This window comes from Kosakonia sp. Marseille-Q7440 (genome assembly GCF_965119485.1).
Genome location: NZ_CBCPLT010000001.1, coordinates 2,223,952 through 2,236,692, shown reverse-complemented (window position 1 = coordinate 2,236,692; position 12,741 = coordinate 2,223,952). Strand labels below are relative to the sequence as shown.

Here is a 12,741-nt window from a genome sequence, read left to right as displayed (position 1 = left end):
GCCAAGGCAGCCAACAAGCATCACAAGGCGGTGATGCTTCTTTATCTGATTGATAATTCATAAGAAAAAACCAACAGGGAGACGCAGTCGTCATCTCGCTGCGGCTGTCGCTACGCCGTAAAAGAGAAATGGTTAACAAATTTGCAAAATGTATTGGCGGCGGTCTCGGGCATTTGTTATTTTCCGGCGAATGTCTTTACCAGCCTCATAATTTACAGCGTAAAGCGATTTGTTGAGAATCGTTTTCAATTAGAAAATAAATAGCATGAATACAACGCGGCTCGACAGGGGAGGCGCGTTAATGAATCGACGCGAGATTGCCGTTCGAGCGATCCGTAATAAAAAAGTCGGTGATAGCAGAAGTAAAAAAAGATGTCTGAAAGCGCCAAAAGCTCCTGCGCTATTCAGGCCCCCGAACAGGGGATGATACAGCTGGCATAAATGTCGGTAATTATAATGATTGGAGTCACAACACAATGTCCATCATCACAAAGAAAAGCGTAGTTGCAGCGGGTATTTTAGCAGCGCTTATTTCCGGTAACGCCGCCTTCGCGGCCGACGTTCCGGCTGGCGTTCAACTGGCGGAAAAACAGACGCTGGTGCGTAATAACGGTGCTGAAGTGCAATCTCTCGATCCGCATAAAATCGAGGGCGTTCCGGAATCAAACGTTAGCCGTGACCTGTTTGAAGGTCTGCTTATTTCCGATGTTGAAGGCCACCCGACTGCCGGTGTTGCTGAAAAATGGGAAAACAAAGATTTTAAAGTCTGGACATTCCATCTGCGTAAAAACGCCAAATGGTCAGACGGCACCCCGGTTACCGCCCATGACTTCGTTTATAGCTGGCAGCGCCTGGCCGACCCGAAAACCGCTTCTCCGTACGCCAGCTATCTGCAATATGGCCACATCGCCAATATCGACGACGTGATCGCCGGTAAAAAACCGACCAGCGAACTGGGCGTAAAAGCGATCGATGATAATACCTTCGAAGTCACGCTGAGCGAGCCAGTTCCCTATTTCTATAAACTGCTGGTTCACCCGTCCGTTTCCGCTGTGCCAAAAGCCGCGATTGAAAAATTTGGCGATAAGTGGACCCAGCCTGCAAATATCGTTACCAACGGCGCTTACAAGCTGAAAGATTGGGTGGTCAACGAACGTATCGTTCTTGAGCGCAACACTAATTACTGGGATAACGACAAAACCGTTATTACTCAGGTGACCTACCTGCCAATCTCCGCAGAAGTGACGGATGTTAACCGCTACCGCAGCGGCGAAATCGACATGACCTATAACAACATGCCGATTGAACTGTTCCAGAAACTGAAAAAAGAGATCCCGAAAGAAGTTCACGTCGATCCGTACCTATGTACTTATTACTACGAGATCAACAACCAGAAAGCGCCGTTCACTGACGTTCGCGTGCGTACCGCCCTTAAACTGGCGCTGGACCGCGATATCATCGTTAATAAAGTGAAAAACCAGGGTGATCTGCCTGCTTACAGCTACACTCCGCCATACACCGACGGTGCAAAACTGACCGAACCGGCCTGGTTCAAAATGACCCAGGAGCAGCGTAACGCCGAAGCGAAGAAACTGCTCGCCGAAGCGGGTTACACAGCCGATAAACCGCTGAGCTTCAGCCTGCTGTATAACACCTCCGATCTGCACAAAAAACTGGCGATTGCCGTTGCCTCGATCTGGAAGAAAAACCTCGGTGCCAACGTCAAGCTGGAGAACCAGGAGTGGAAAACCTTCCTCGATACGCGTCATCAGGGCACCTTTGACGTGGCACGTGCCGGCTGGTGCGCGGATTACAATGAGCCGACCTCCTTCCTGAACACCATGCTTTCAGACAGCTCGAACAACACCGCGCACTATAAGAGCCCGGCGTTTGACAAGCTGATTGGCGACACGCTGAAAGTGACCGACGAAGCGCAGCGCGCTGAGCTTTACTCCAAAGCTGAACAGCAGCTTGATAAAGACTCCGCCATCGTTCCGGTCTACTACTACGTGAACGCCCGTCTGGTGAAACCGTGGGTGGGTGGCTACACCGGTAAAGACCCGTTAGATAATATCTACGTGAAAAACTTGTATATTATCAAGCATTAATGGCAATGAGTGGGGCAGGGCAACCTGCCTCACAGTGTCTTATTTTTATCGCACCAGAACACACATCGGTCGCAGACGGCACCTGGGTCGTCTGAAAGAGAATGTGTAAAAGGCACAGGCCAGAAGGTACGGGCAATGTTGAAATTTATCCTGCGTCGCTTTCTTGAAGCGATTCCAACACTCTTTATTCTGATTACCATTTCGTTCTTTATGATGCGTCTTGCACCGGGAAGTCCTTTCACCGGTGAACGTGCGCTTGCGCCGGAAGTCATGGCCAATATCGAGGCGAAATACCATTTGAACGATCCCATCACCACCCAGTATTTCAGCTACCTGAAACAGCTGGCGCATCTGGATTTTGGTCCGTCGTTCAAATACAAAGATTACACCGTGAATGACCTGGTGGCAGCGAGCTTCCCGGTTTCCGCCAAATTGGGCGCCGCGGCGTTTATCCTCGCGATTGTGTTCGGCGTGACGGCAGGCGTTATTGCCGCCTTGAACCAGAACACCAAATGGGACTACACGGTAATGGGGTTAGCCATGACCGGGGTCGTGATACCCAGCTTCGTTGTCGCTCCTCTGTTGGTGATGATATTTGCCATTATGCTGCAATGGCTACCGGCCGGCGGCTGGAATGGCGGGGCACCTAAATTTATGATCCTGCCGATGGTCGCGCTTTCGCTCGCCTATATCGCCAGCATCGCGCGTATCACCCGTGGTTCGATGATTGAAGTGCTGCACTCCAACTTTATCCGCACCGCGCGCGCGAAAGGGCTGCCGATGCGCCGCATCATCTTCCGTCACGCGCTGAAACCGGCGCTGCTGCCCGTGCTCTCCTATATGGGCCCGGCTTTTGTCGGCATCATTACTGGCTCCATGGTTATCGAAACGATTTATGGCTTGCCGGGCATCGGCCAACTGTTTGTGAACGGCGCGCTTAACCGCGACTACTCGCTGGTGCTGAGCCTGACCATTCTGGTCGGCGCGCTGACCATCACCTTCAACGCGATTGTTGATGTGCTCTACGCCATCATCGATCCGAAAATTCGTTATTGAGACTGGAGTTCGCCATGATGTTAAGTAAGAAAAACAGCGAGGCGCTGGAAAACTTCAGTGAGAAACTCGAAGTCGAAGGGCGTAGCCTTTGGCAGGATGCGCGTCGCCGCTTTATGCACAACCGCGCGGCGGTCGCCAGCCTGTTTGTACTGGTGCTGATTGCGCTATTCGTGACGCTGGCACCGATGCTGTCGCAGTTCAGCTACTTTGATACCGACTGGGCGATGATGTCTAACGCGCCGGATATGGAGTCAGGGCACTACTTCGGTACCGACTCCTCCGGGCGCGATCTGCTGGTGCGCGTGGCTATCGGCGGGCGTATCTCGCTGATGGTCGGCATCGCCGCCGCGCTGGTGGCAGTGGTTCTCGGCACGCTCTACGGTTCGCTCTCCGGTTACCTGGGCGGCAAAACCGACTCGGTGATGATGCGTCTGCTGGAGATCCTCAACTCCTTCCCGTTTATGTTCTTCGTTATCCTGCTGGTCACCTTTTTCGGGCAGAACATCCTGCTGATCTTCGTGGCTATCGGCATGGTCTCCTGGCTCGATATGGCGCGTATTGTGCGTGGCCAGACCCTGAGCCTGAAGCGTAAAGAGTTTATCGAAGCGGCGCAGGTGGGCGGGGTCTCTACCGCCAATATCGTAATGCGCCATATCGTGCCGAACGTGCTTGGCGTGGTGGTGGTGTATGCCTCGCTGCTGGTGCCGAGCATGATCCTGTTCGAATCCTTCCTGAGCTTCCTCGGCCTCGGTACGCAGGAGCCGCTCAGCAGCTGGGGCGCGCTGTTAAGCGATGGCGCAAACTCAATGGAGGTTTCTCCCTGGTTGCTGCTCTTCCCGGCGGGTTTCCTTGTGATCACCCTGTTCTGTTTCAACTTTATCGGCGATGGCCTGCGTGATGCCCTCGACCCGAAAGATCGTTAAGGAGTGCCGTTATGAGCATGACTGAAACCGTAGTAGCGTCAACGACGCGGCAGCAAACGGACCTCCTGCTGGATGTGAAAGATCTCCGCGTAACCTTTGGCACGCCGGATGGCGATGTCACCGCGGTCAACGACCTGAACTTCTCCCTGCGCGCAGGCGAGACGCTGGGTATCGTGGGCGAATCGGGCTCCGGTAAATCCCAGACCGCCTTTGCGCTGATGGGGCTGCTGGCTTCCAACGGGCGTATTGGTGGCTCGGCGCTGTTCAACGGCAAAGAGATCCTGAACCTGCCGGAACATGCGCTGAACAAACTGCGCGCCGAGCAGATCTCAATGATTTTCCAGGACCCGATGACTTCGCTGAACCCCTATATGCGCGTCGGCGAACAGCTGATGGAAGTGTTGATGCTGCACAAAGGCATGAACAAAGCCGAAGCGTTTGAAGAGTCAGTGAAAATGCTCGACGCGGTCAAAATGCCGGAAGCGCGTAAGCGCATGCGCATGTACCCGCACGAGTTCTCCGGCGGGATGCGCCAGCGCGTGATGATCGCCATGGCGCTGATGTGCAGGCCAAAGCTGCTGATTGCCGACGAACCGACAACCGCGCTGGACGTTACCGTGCAGGCGCAGATTATGACATTGCTTAACGAGCTGAAACGCGAATTCAACACCGCAATTATCATGATCACCCATGACCTCGGCGTGGTGGCGGGCATCTGCGATAAAGTGCTGGTGATGTATGCCGGTCGAACCATGGAGTATGGCAAAGCGCGCGATGTCTTCTATCAGCCATCCCACCCGTACTCTATCGGCCTGCTGCATGCGGTGCCGCGTCTGGATGCCGATGGCGAAGCGATGCTGACCATTCCGGGCAACCCGCCAAACCTGCTGCGTCTGCCGAAAGGCTGCCCGTTCCAGCCGCGCTGTCCGCACGCGATGGAGATCTGTAATAACGCGCCGCCGCTGGAAGAGTTCGCGCCGGGCCGTCTGCGCGCCTGCTTTAAGCCGGTGGAGGAGTTAGTATGAACGCCGTAACCGAAGAGAGAAAAGTGCTGCTCGAAATCGCCGATCTGAAGGTACATTTCGATATTAAAGATGGCAGACAGTGGTTCTGGCAGCCGCCGAAAACCCTGAAAGCGGTTGATGGCGTGACGCTGCGCCTCTATGAAGGTGAGACCCTTGGCGTGGTCGGTGAATCCGGCTGCGGCAAATCCACCTTCGCGCGCGCGATTATCGGCCTTGTGAAAGCGACCGACGGGAAAGTCGCCTGGCTGGGTCGCGATCTGCTGGGCATGAAGCCGGATGAGTGGCGCGCCGTGCGCAGCGATATCCAGATGATTTTCCAGGATCCGCTGGCCTCGCTGAACCCGCGTATGACTATCGGTGAAATCATCGCCGAGCCGCTGCGCACCTACCATCCGAAGATGCCGCGCCAGGAAGTGAAAGACCGCGTCAAAGCGATGATGATGAAGGTGGGCCTGCTGCCCAACCTGATCAACCGCTATCCTCATGAGTTCTCCGGCGGTCAATGCCAGCGTATCGGCATCGCACGTGCGCTTATCCTTGAGCCGAAGCTGATTATCTGCGACGAGCCGGTCTCCGCGCTCGACGTGTCGATTCAGGCACAGGTGGTCAACCTGCTGCAACAGCTACAGCGTGAAATGGGGCTGTCGCTGATCTTTATTGCCCACGATCTGGCGGTGGTGAAGCATATCTCCGATCGCGTGCTGGTGATGTACCTGGGCCATGCGGTAGAGCTGGGCACCTATGATGAGGTGTACCAGAATCCGCTGCACCCTTACACCAAAGCTCTGATGTCGGCGGTGCCGGTGCCCGATCCGGATGTCGAGAAGAACAAAACCATTCAGCTGCTGGAGGGGGATCTGCCATCGCCGATCAACCCTCCATCCGGCTGCGTCTTCCGCACCCGGTGCCCGATTGCCGGGCCGGAGTGTGCGAAAACCCGGCCGGTGCTGGAGGGCAGCTTCCGCCACGCGGTCTCCTGTTTGAAGGTCGATCCGCTTTAAGCGAGGCATAAAAAAAGGGCTGACAACATGTCAGCCCTTTTTCTTTCCAGCGTTTATTCGCGCCAGAGAATATGGCACAGCTTATGGTCTTTCTCACGGCACAGCAGCACGCGCGCAAAGATATCATTCAGCTCACCGCCGTCCGTCTCCGCCAGGCCAATGACCACCTCAGCAAAGAAATCGGGGTTTAAATCGAAATCCACATGCTCCTGCCAGTCCTCGCCGGGATCGAACAGTTCTGCACCGCCACGCTCTTCAAACTGCAGGTTGAAAAGAATGATGTCCGCCGGATCCAGGTTGTCCGCCGCCAGTTCCAGGAAGATGTCGTACGCTTGCTCAAGCGTTTCATCTTCCGTCAGGCGGTTATTCAGGTCCATTTCCATAAATTACCTCATCACGTCTGTTGGGCACGTTTTACAGCAACGGACTAAAGAAGTAAAACAGTCGTTCAGCAATGCGGTGCCAGAAGGGGCGTTTTACCCATAAGCGCGCATCCAGTAAGCGCGAGCGGGAGATGTAATCATCCTGCACCGCCGCCAGATCGCCGCCAAATCCCGCATCGTCAATTACCAGCGTAATCTCAAAGTTGAGCCACAGGCTACGCATATCGAGGTTCACTGTGCCGACCAGGCTTAGCTCGCCGTCGACCAGCACGCTCTTGGTATGCAGCAATCCGCCTTCAAACTGGTAAATTTTCACCCCGGCGGCCAACAGCTCGGTAAAGAATGCGCGGCTGGCCCAGCCGACCAGCACGGAATCATTTTTGCGCGGCAGAATAATGCTCACATCCACTCCACGCTGCGCGGCGGTACAGATCGCATGCAGCAGATCGTCGCTGGGGACAAAATAGGGGGTGGTCATGATCAAATATTCACGCGACGCATACACCGCCGTCAGCAGCGCCTGGTGGATCAAATCCTCCGGGAAGCCCGGGCCAGATGCAATGGTGTGAATAGTGTGCCCGCTGGCCTCTTCAAACGGCATGATATTGGCATCGGGCGGCGGCGGCAGAATGCGCTTGCCGGTCTCAATCTCCCAGTCGCAGGAGTAGACGATACCCATTGCCGTGGCGATGGGGCCCTCCATGCGTGCCATCAGATCGACCCACTGACCGACGCCGGAGTCCTGTTTAAAGTAGCGCGGATCGACCATGTTCATGCTGCCGGTGTAGGCAATATAGTTATCGATGAGTACGATTTTGCGGTGCTGGCGCAGATCCATACGCCGCAGAAAGACACGCATCAGATTGACCTTCAGCGCTTCGACGACATCAATGCCCGCATTGCGCATCATTCCCGCCCACGGGCTGCGGAAGAAGGTGACGCTGCCTGCTGAGTCCAGCAGCAGACGACAGTGCACGCCGCGCCGCGCTGCCGCCATCAGCGACTCTGCCACCTGATCGGCCATACCGCCGGGCTGCCAGATATAGAAAACCATCTCGATATTGTGGCGGGCGAGCTGGATATCGCGGATCAGCGCCTGCATCACGTCATCTGAGGAGGTCAGCAGTTGCAACTGATTACCTTTGACCCCGGCGATACCCTGGCGGCGCTCGCACAGCTTAAACAGCGAGGAGGCAACGCTGCTGTTCTCGGTGGCGAAGATATGGTTGAAGTGTTTAAGATCGCTGAGCCACTTGGCAGTGGAGGGCCACATCGCCCGCGCACGCTCCGCGCGCCGCTTACCGAGATGCAGTTCGCCCAGCGAGAGGTAAGCGATAATGCCCACCAGCGGCAGGATATAGATGACAAGCAACCATGCCATGGCCGACGTGACCGCCCGGCGCTTCATCAGAATACGCAGCGTAACACCAGCAATAAGCAACCAGTAACCAACAACAATGAGCCAACTCATTACGGTGTAAAACGCGGACATCGACAAAAATCCTTTTACAATCTGTATTGGTTGAGTTTACGCATACGAATTCATCTGGCAAATAAAAACGCCGAAAAGCGCTGGCCTGAAAGAGGCGACGGACTATAATGGCGGCTTCTCTTGTGTATAGAGTTGTAACAATGAAGCGTAGTCGAACGGAAGTGGGGCGCTGGCGTATGCTGCGTCAGGTTGGCCGCCGGAAAGCGCGCTGGCTGGAAGCGCAGTCCCGCCGTAATATGCGAATCCACAGCATCAGGAAATGCGGCGTTAACCGCCATCGTAATGTGCTGCTGTTTGCCATCTACGATATCTGAATCCCGGGCACCGAAAAGGTGCCCGCGGTCGTTTATAGCCCCTTAGTTTAAGGAGAAAGACGATGTCACCGATCGACAGCCTTATGGCGTTTACCTTCGCCGCTACGCTCTTAACGCTCACGCCGGGTCTTGATACCGCGTTGATCTTGCGCACAGCCACGGTAGAAGGGCGTAAACAGGCTTTTCAGGCGCAGATGGGGATTAATGCCGGCTGCCTGATCTGGGGTGCAATGGTGGCATTCGGACTTGGGGCGCTAATTGCCGTTTCAGAACTGGCATATAACGTCCTCAAATATTGCGGTGCCGCGTACTTATGCTGGTTGGGGTTAACTATGTTGCTGCGTCCGCGCGGGGCATTGAGCGGTATCAATAGCGTTGAGAACCCTTCGCAGAACTGGTTTATCAAAGGGATGTTCGGCAATGTACTTAATCCGAAGATAGGGATTTTTTACGTTTCGTTTCTGCCGCAGTTTATCCCTCACGGGCAACCGCTTATTGCCTGGACATTTGGCCTGGTGATGATTCATGTGCTGATTGGCACATGCTGGTCAACGGCATTGATTTCGGCGACCCGGCCGCTGGCAACCTTCCTGCGTAAGCCGCGCGTCATCCGCTGGATGGATCGCTGTACGGGTATCGTATTCCTGCTTTTTGCTACCCGTTTAGCATTAAGCAAGCGTTGAAGCCATGCGGGGCAATGGAGTGCATTGCCCCGTACTGACTTAAAAAACTTTCTTGTACGGTTTAACCGTCACAGTCTGATAGACGCCCGCCGCCACGTAGGGATCGGCTTCCGCCCAGGATTTCGCCGCTTCCAGCGATTCAAACTCAGCAATCACCGTGGAGCCGCTAAAACCTGCAACACCGGGATCGTTACTGTCGACTGCCGGCAGTGGGCCTGCGGTTAACAGACGGCCTTCATCGCGCAGCAGTTGCAGGCGTGCGAGGTGGGCCGGGCGTACGGAGAGGCGTTTTTCCAGAGAATCGGCAATATCTTCAGCAAAAATAACGTATAACACAGAGCAAGCTCCTGTCTTTTCAGAAAGGCATAACGTAAGTGAAAGGTGGATTGACTGCAATGCAAAGATTGCAACCGGCAGGAGATCCTGCCAATTAACGGGGCTTTTTTACCCGTAGCAGCGATAAATTTGATCTGCACCAGGCTGGCTTGTTGAATATGATTGCTATTTGCATTTAAAATCGAGCCCTGGTTTTTTAACTGACATGATTATGACTTCAATGACCCTGGATTTACCTCGCCGCTTTCCCTGGCCGACGCTGCTCTCCGTCGCCATTCACGGTGCTGTTGTGGCGGGTCTGCTTTATACCTCGGTACATCAGGTTGTTGAACTGCCCGCGCCCGCGCAGCCTATCTCTGTCACCATGGTGTCGCCTGCGGAGCTGGAGCCTGCTCCCGCCCCGGCACCGCCGCAGCCGGTTGTCGAGCCGGAACCAGAACCGGTTGTTGAGCCAGAGCCGATCCCCGAGCCGCCTAAAGAGGCACCGGTGGTGATTGAGAAGCCAAAGCCAAAGCCAAAACCCAAGCCGAAGCCTAAACCGAAGCCGGTGAAAAAAGTGGAGCAGCCGAAGCGTGAAAGCAAGCCGGTTGAGCCGCAGCAGGCGAATCCGTTTGAGAACAGCGCTCCGTCACGTCCGGCGGCAAGCACCACGACTTCGACCGCGACAAAACCGGCACCGTCTGTTCCGGCAGGCCCGCGCGCACTGAGCCGCAACCAGCCGCAATATCCGCCGCGCGCGCAGGCGTTGCGTATAGAAGGGCGCGTAAGAGTGAAATTTGACGTTACGGCCGATGGCCGCGTTGAGAATGTGCAGATCCTCTCGGCGCAGCCAGCGAATATGTTTGAGCGTGAAGTAAAAGCCGCAATGCGCAAATGGCGCTATGAGGCCGGTAAGCCCGGCTCGGGGCTGATCGTCAACGTGGTCTTCCGCCTCGACGGCAGCACCTCGATGGAGTAAGAAAAAAAGCCTCCCTGCGGAGGCTTTTTTTATGGCAGTTCGGGCAACGGCCGAGGTTTGCCCTCATTGTCCACCGCGACATAGATAAACAGCGCTTCGGTGGCTTTATAGCGCTGACCAATCGGTTCAGACATCACTTTTTTCACCCACACTTCGACGTTAATCGTGATCGAGGTATTGCCGCGTTTGACGCAGCGGGCGTAGCAGCAGACCACATCACCCACCGCGACCGGGCGCAGGAAGGTCATGCCGTCTACCCGCACGGTTACCACGCGCCCGTGGGCGATCTCTTTCGCCTGAATGGCACCGCCCATATCCATTTGCGACATTAACCAGCCGCCAAAAATATCGCCGTTAGCGTTAGTATCGGCGGGCATTGCGAGTGTGCGTAGTACAAGTTCGCCCTGAGGCGCAGTTGAAGGCGTTGTCATTATTATCTCTTCTGTGATGAGGGATTTCTGGCGGGATGCTACTACGAATGCGGGAGGTTCGGAAAGAAAAAAGCCAGGCATTGCGCCTGGCTTTCTGCATCAGGATTTCTCATCCTGCGCCGGCATATGCCGGTAGATATAGACGCCGCTCAGCACGGTGAACAGCAGGGTGAGAATAGTCAGGCCAAAGACCTTGAAATTGACCCACACGTCGAACGGCAGCCAGAATGCGATATAGATATTCGCCAGCCCGCAGACGATAAAGAAAAGCGCCCAGGCGATATTAAGCTTCGACCAGACGGCGTCCGGCAGCGTCAGCTCTTTACCGAGCATGCGCTGGATCAGCGTCTTCTTCATTACCCACTGGCTAAAGAGCAGCGCCGTGGCAAACAGACCGTAGATCACCGTCACTTTCCACTTAATAAATTCCACATCATGGAATTTAATCGTCAGCCCGCCAAATACCGCCACCAGCACGAAGGTAATCAGCGCAACTTTTTCTACCTTGCGATAGCGGATCCAGCAGTAAATCAGCACGATGGCCGAGGCGACAATCAGCACCTTGGTGGCGGTGAAAATGTCGTACATCTTGTAGACCACAAAAAAGAGCGCCAGCGGCAGAAAATCAAGAAACTGCTTCATTCTACGATTCCATCAAAAGGGCCACCCGGACGGGTGACCGGGGTAATTATTTGCGCATCAGCATATAGAGGCGGAAAAGATAAATCAGCAGTGCGGCTGAGAGCAGATTGCTCAGGGTGTTGGCAATCACCGCGCCCACTTCCGGTGTGAACACCGCAAGGTGGTGGGCATAGAGCAGCAGCACGGTTTTTGCCAGCAACCAGCCGATCACCGCCGGTGCCACCAGGCGCATATTTGCCCAGCCAAGACGCACACTGCTGCGCATGGCGGCGAAAATGCCTATTTTCTCCTGCACCAGCATAATCGGCGCTAAGGCGAGCAGAATCGCCAGAATCACGCCGGGTACAATGATAAACATAATGCCGAACTGCACAATGAAGGTGGTAAGCATGATGAGCAGGAATAACTTCAGCAGCATCGGTGCGCTGGCACCAATCGCCCGTAACGCGCTGACCGGCTGACCGGCAGAAACCATCTGAATCAGCAGTAACATACCACCGGCCAGAATCGCATTGCCGATCAGCCCCGAAAAGGTTGCCGCTCCAGACGCGCGTAGCAGCACCATCTGCTGTTCCTGGGTCATATTCTGCACCAGATCGAACAGACCTACGCTGCCCGCCAGGTTATCTCCCTCTGTCAGAATGGAGAGTTCCTCTTCACTGGGTGAAAAGGCATGCCCAATAACAGCGGTGATAAAAGCACACAACAGCGCGATCAGTAAAATCGTAATGAACTGATTACGAAAAAAATTCCCCGTGTCACGGTAAACGGATTTCGCCGTGATAGACATGCACTCTCCTTGAGTATGGCGATATTAATTGACGGGCGATTGTACCCCGAATAGGCCCTCAGTGGCAGCATCACGGCTTGTATGGAAAAGCATATCTTTGTAAAGGGGCGCTAAACCGTAGCGCGCCCGCGCCCGATCGCAGGCTTCATTCACTTCGCCCGCTTCGCCTGACATCTGAAATTCACGGCAGGGAGAGGGGCGCTGCGCATAAATGCTGCAGGTTGCGTTTTCGCCTGGCGTACCGACCAGCGCCACACAGCGGCTCTGTTTTTGATTGGTTCCGCTCATACAGCGCAAAAATGGGGTGAGAGGCTCCGTTAACTGAACCGGAACCGGGCCGCCAGCATCATCAGCTTCAGCCCAGTAGAAAGAGACACGAAAATACGCACAACAGGCTCCGCACGACATGCACGGGTTGAGATCACTCATAGCGCACCTGCACTTAACGACGCATCAACAGTAAAAGTCAGGCAGATAAATTATCGCTGCTCAAACGGGCGCACAAGAGGGGGTGAAAAGAATATTTTTTTGCCTTCATAAGGCAAAAATTGATGCAACAACAAAAGTTAAGGAGTGTAACGAAACGCAAAAATTAACCC

Annotated in this window: 15 protein-coding genes; 8 read left to right on the top strand and 7 right to left on the bottom strand. The window is 54.8% G+C overall.

Features of this window, described 5'->3' with window-relative positions:
• Nucleotides 1-476: 476 nt before the first annotated feature.
• The 5 genes from oppA (at nucleotide 477) to oppF (ending at nucleotide 6,113) form a co-directional block, all read left to right on the top strand.
• On the top strand, nucleotides 477-2,108 hold the full coding sequence (oppA, locus tag ACWPW2_RS10355) for an oligopeptide ABC transporter substrate-binding protein OppA (RefSeq protein WP_076769933.1): 1,632 nt from the start codon (nucleotides 477-479) through the stop codon (nucleotides 2,106-2,108).
• A 135-nt stretch (nucleotides 2,109-2,243) separates the two neighbouring features.
• The gene (gene oppB / locus ACWPW2_RS10350; protein ID WP_023478736.1) at nucleotides 2,244-3,164 is read left to right on the top strand and encodes an oligopeptide ABC transporter permease OppB; all 921 of its coding nucleotides are present in this window, start codon (nucleotides 2,244-2,246) and stop codon (nucleotides 3,162-3,164) included.
• A 14-nt stretch (nucleotides 3,165-3,178) separates the two neighbouring features.
• Entirely contained in the window at nucleotides 3,179-4,087 is a 909-nt protein-coding gene (gene oppC, locus ACWPW2_RS10345) for an oligopeptide ABC transporter permease OppC (RefSeq protein WP_023478831.1), read from the top strand.
• A gap of 11 nt (nucleotides 4,088-4,098) precedes the next feature.
• Nucleotides 4,099-5,112 (top strand): ABC transporter ATP-binding protein, encoded by a 1,014-nt coding sequence (oppD, locus tag ACWPW2_RS10340; protein WP_094419774.1) that lies wholly within the window; start codon nucleotides 4,099-4,101, stop codon nucleotides 5,110-5,112.
• Nucleotides 5,109-6,113 carry a murein tripeptide/oligopeptide ABC transporter ATP-binding protein OppF gene (gene oppF, locus ACWPW2_RS10335; RefSeq protein ID WP_023478603.1) on the top strand — a complete coding sequence of 335 codons (1,005 nt, stop codon included), beginning with the start codon at nucleotides 5,109-5,111 and terminating at the stop codon, nucleotides 6,111-6,113. The genes oppD and oppF overlap by 4 nt, the downstream gene beginning before the upstream one ends.
• 53 nt (nucleotides 6,114-6,166) lie before the next feature.
• Here the strand turns inward: oppF and ACWPW2_RS10330 are convergent, their stop codons facing one another.
• Together ACWPW2_RS10330 and cls are read right to left on the bottom strand one after the other, a co-directional pair.
• Nucleotides 6,167-6,496, bottom strand: coding sequence for an HI1450 family dsDNA-mimic protein (locus tag ACWPW2_RS10330; RefSeq protein ID WP_023478694.1), 330 nt, complete (start codon nucleotides 6,494-6,496; stop codon nucleotides 6,167-6,169).
• A 31-nt stretch (nucleotides 6,497-6,527) separates the two neighbouring features.
• Entirely contained in the window at nucleotides 6,528-7,988 is a 1,461-nt protein-coding gene (cls, locus tag ACWPW2_RS10325; RefSeq protein ID WP_023478590.1) for a cardiolipin synthase, read from the bottom strand.
• A gap of 140 nt (nucleotides 7,989-8,128) precedes the next feature.
• On the opposite strand from cls, the gene ACWPW2_RS10320 reads away from it, so the two are divergent.
• Together ACWPW2_RS10320 and ACWPW2_RS10315 are read left to right on the top strand one after the other, a co-directional pair.
• Complete coding sequence (locus ACWPW2_RS10320; RefSeq protein ID WP_023478828.1) at nucleotides 8,129-8,302, top strand: YciY family protein; 174 nt, start codon at nucleotides 8,129-8,131, stop codon at nucleotides 8,300-8,302.
• A 62-nt stretch (nucleotides 8,303-8,364) separates the two neighbouring features.
• On the top strand, nucleotides 8,365-8,985 hold the full coding sequence (locus tag ACWPW2_RS10315; protein WP_454122839.1) for a LysE family translocator: 621 nt from the start codon (nucleotides 8,365-8,367) through the stop codon (nucleotides 8,983-8,985).
• Nucleotides 8,986-9,024: 39 nt separating this feature from the next.
• On the opposite strand, the gene ACWPW2_RS10310 is transcribed toward ACWPW2_RS10315, so the two are convergent.
• The gene (locus ACWPW2_RS10310) at nucleotides 9,025-9,321 is read right to left on the bottom strand and encodes a YciI family protein (RefSeq protein ID WP_023478925.1); all 297 of its coding nucleotides are present in this window, start codon (nucleotides 9,319-9,321) and stop codon (nucleotides 9,025-9,027) included.
• Nucleotides 9,322-9,541: 220 nt separating this feature from the next.
• Here ACWPW2_RS10310 and tonB point away from each other — a divergent pair, with 220 nt between their 5' ends.
• On the top strand, nucleotides 9,542-10,279 hold the full coding sequence (gene tonB / locus ACWPW2_RS10305) for a TonB system transport protein TonB (RefSeq protein WP_454123632.1): 738 nt from the start codon (nucleotides 9,542-9,544) through the stop codon (nucleotides 10,277-10,279).
• A gap of 29 nt (nucleotides 10,280-10,308) precedes the next feature.
• On the opposite strand, the gene yciA is transcribed toward tonB, so the two are convergent.
• From yciA to ACWPW2_RS10285, 4 genes are all read right to left on the bottom strand, one after another.
• Complete coding sequence (yciA, locus tag ACWPW2_RS10300; RefSeq protein ID WP_023478754.1) at nucleotides 10,309-10,710, bottom strand: acyl-CoA thioester hydrolase YciA; 402 nt, start codon at nucleotides 10,708-10,710, stop codon at nucleotides 10,309-10,311.
• A 99-nt stretch (nucleotides 10,711-10,809) separates the two neighbouring features.
• The gene (locus ACWPW2_RS10295) at nucleotides 10,810-11,352 is read right to left on the bottom strand and encodes a septation protein A (RefSeq protein ID WP_023478762.1); all 543 of its coding nucleotides are present in this window, start codon (nucleotides 11,350-11,352) and stop codon (nucleotides 10,810-10,812) included.
• Between the two features lie 46 nt (nucleotides 11,353-11,398).
• On the bottom strand, nucleotides 11,399-12,142 hold the full coding sequence (locus ACWPW2_RS10290; protein WP_279793405.1) for a YciC family protein: 744 nt from the start codon (nucleotides 12,140-12,142) through the stop codon (nucleotides 11,399-11,401).
• Nucleotides 12,143-12,166: 24 nt separating this feature from the next.
• Nucleotides 12,167-12,571 (bottom strand): YkgJ family cysteine cluster protein, encoded by a 405-nt coding sequence (locus ACWPW2_RS10285; protein WP_454122835.1) that lies wholly within the window; start codon nucleotides 12,569-12,571, stop codon nucleotides 12,167-12,169.
• Nucleotides 12,572-12,741 lie beyond the last annotated feature (170 nt).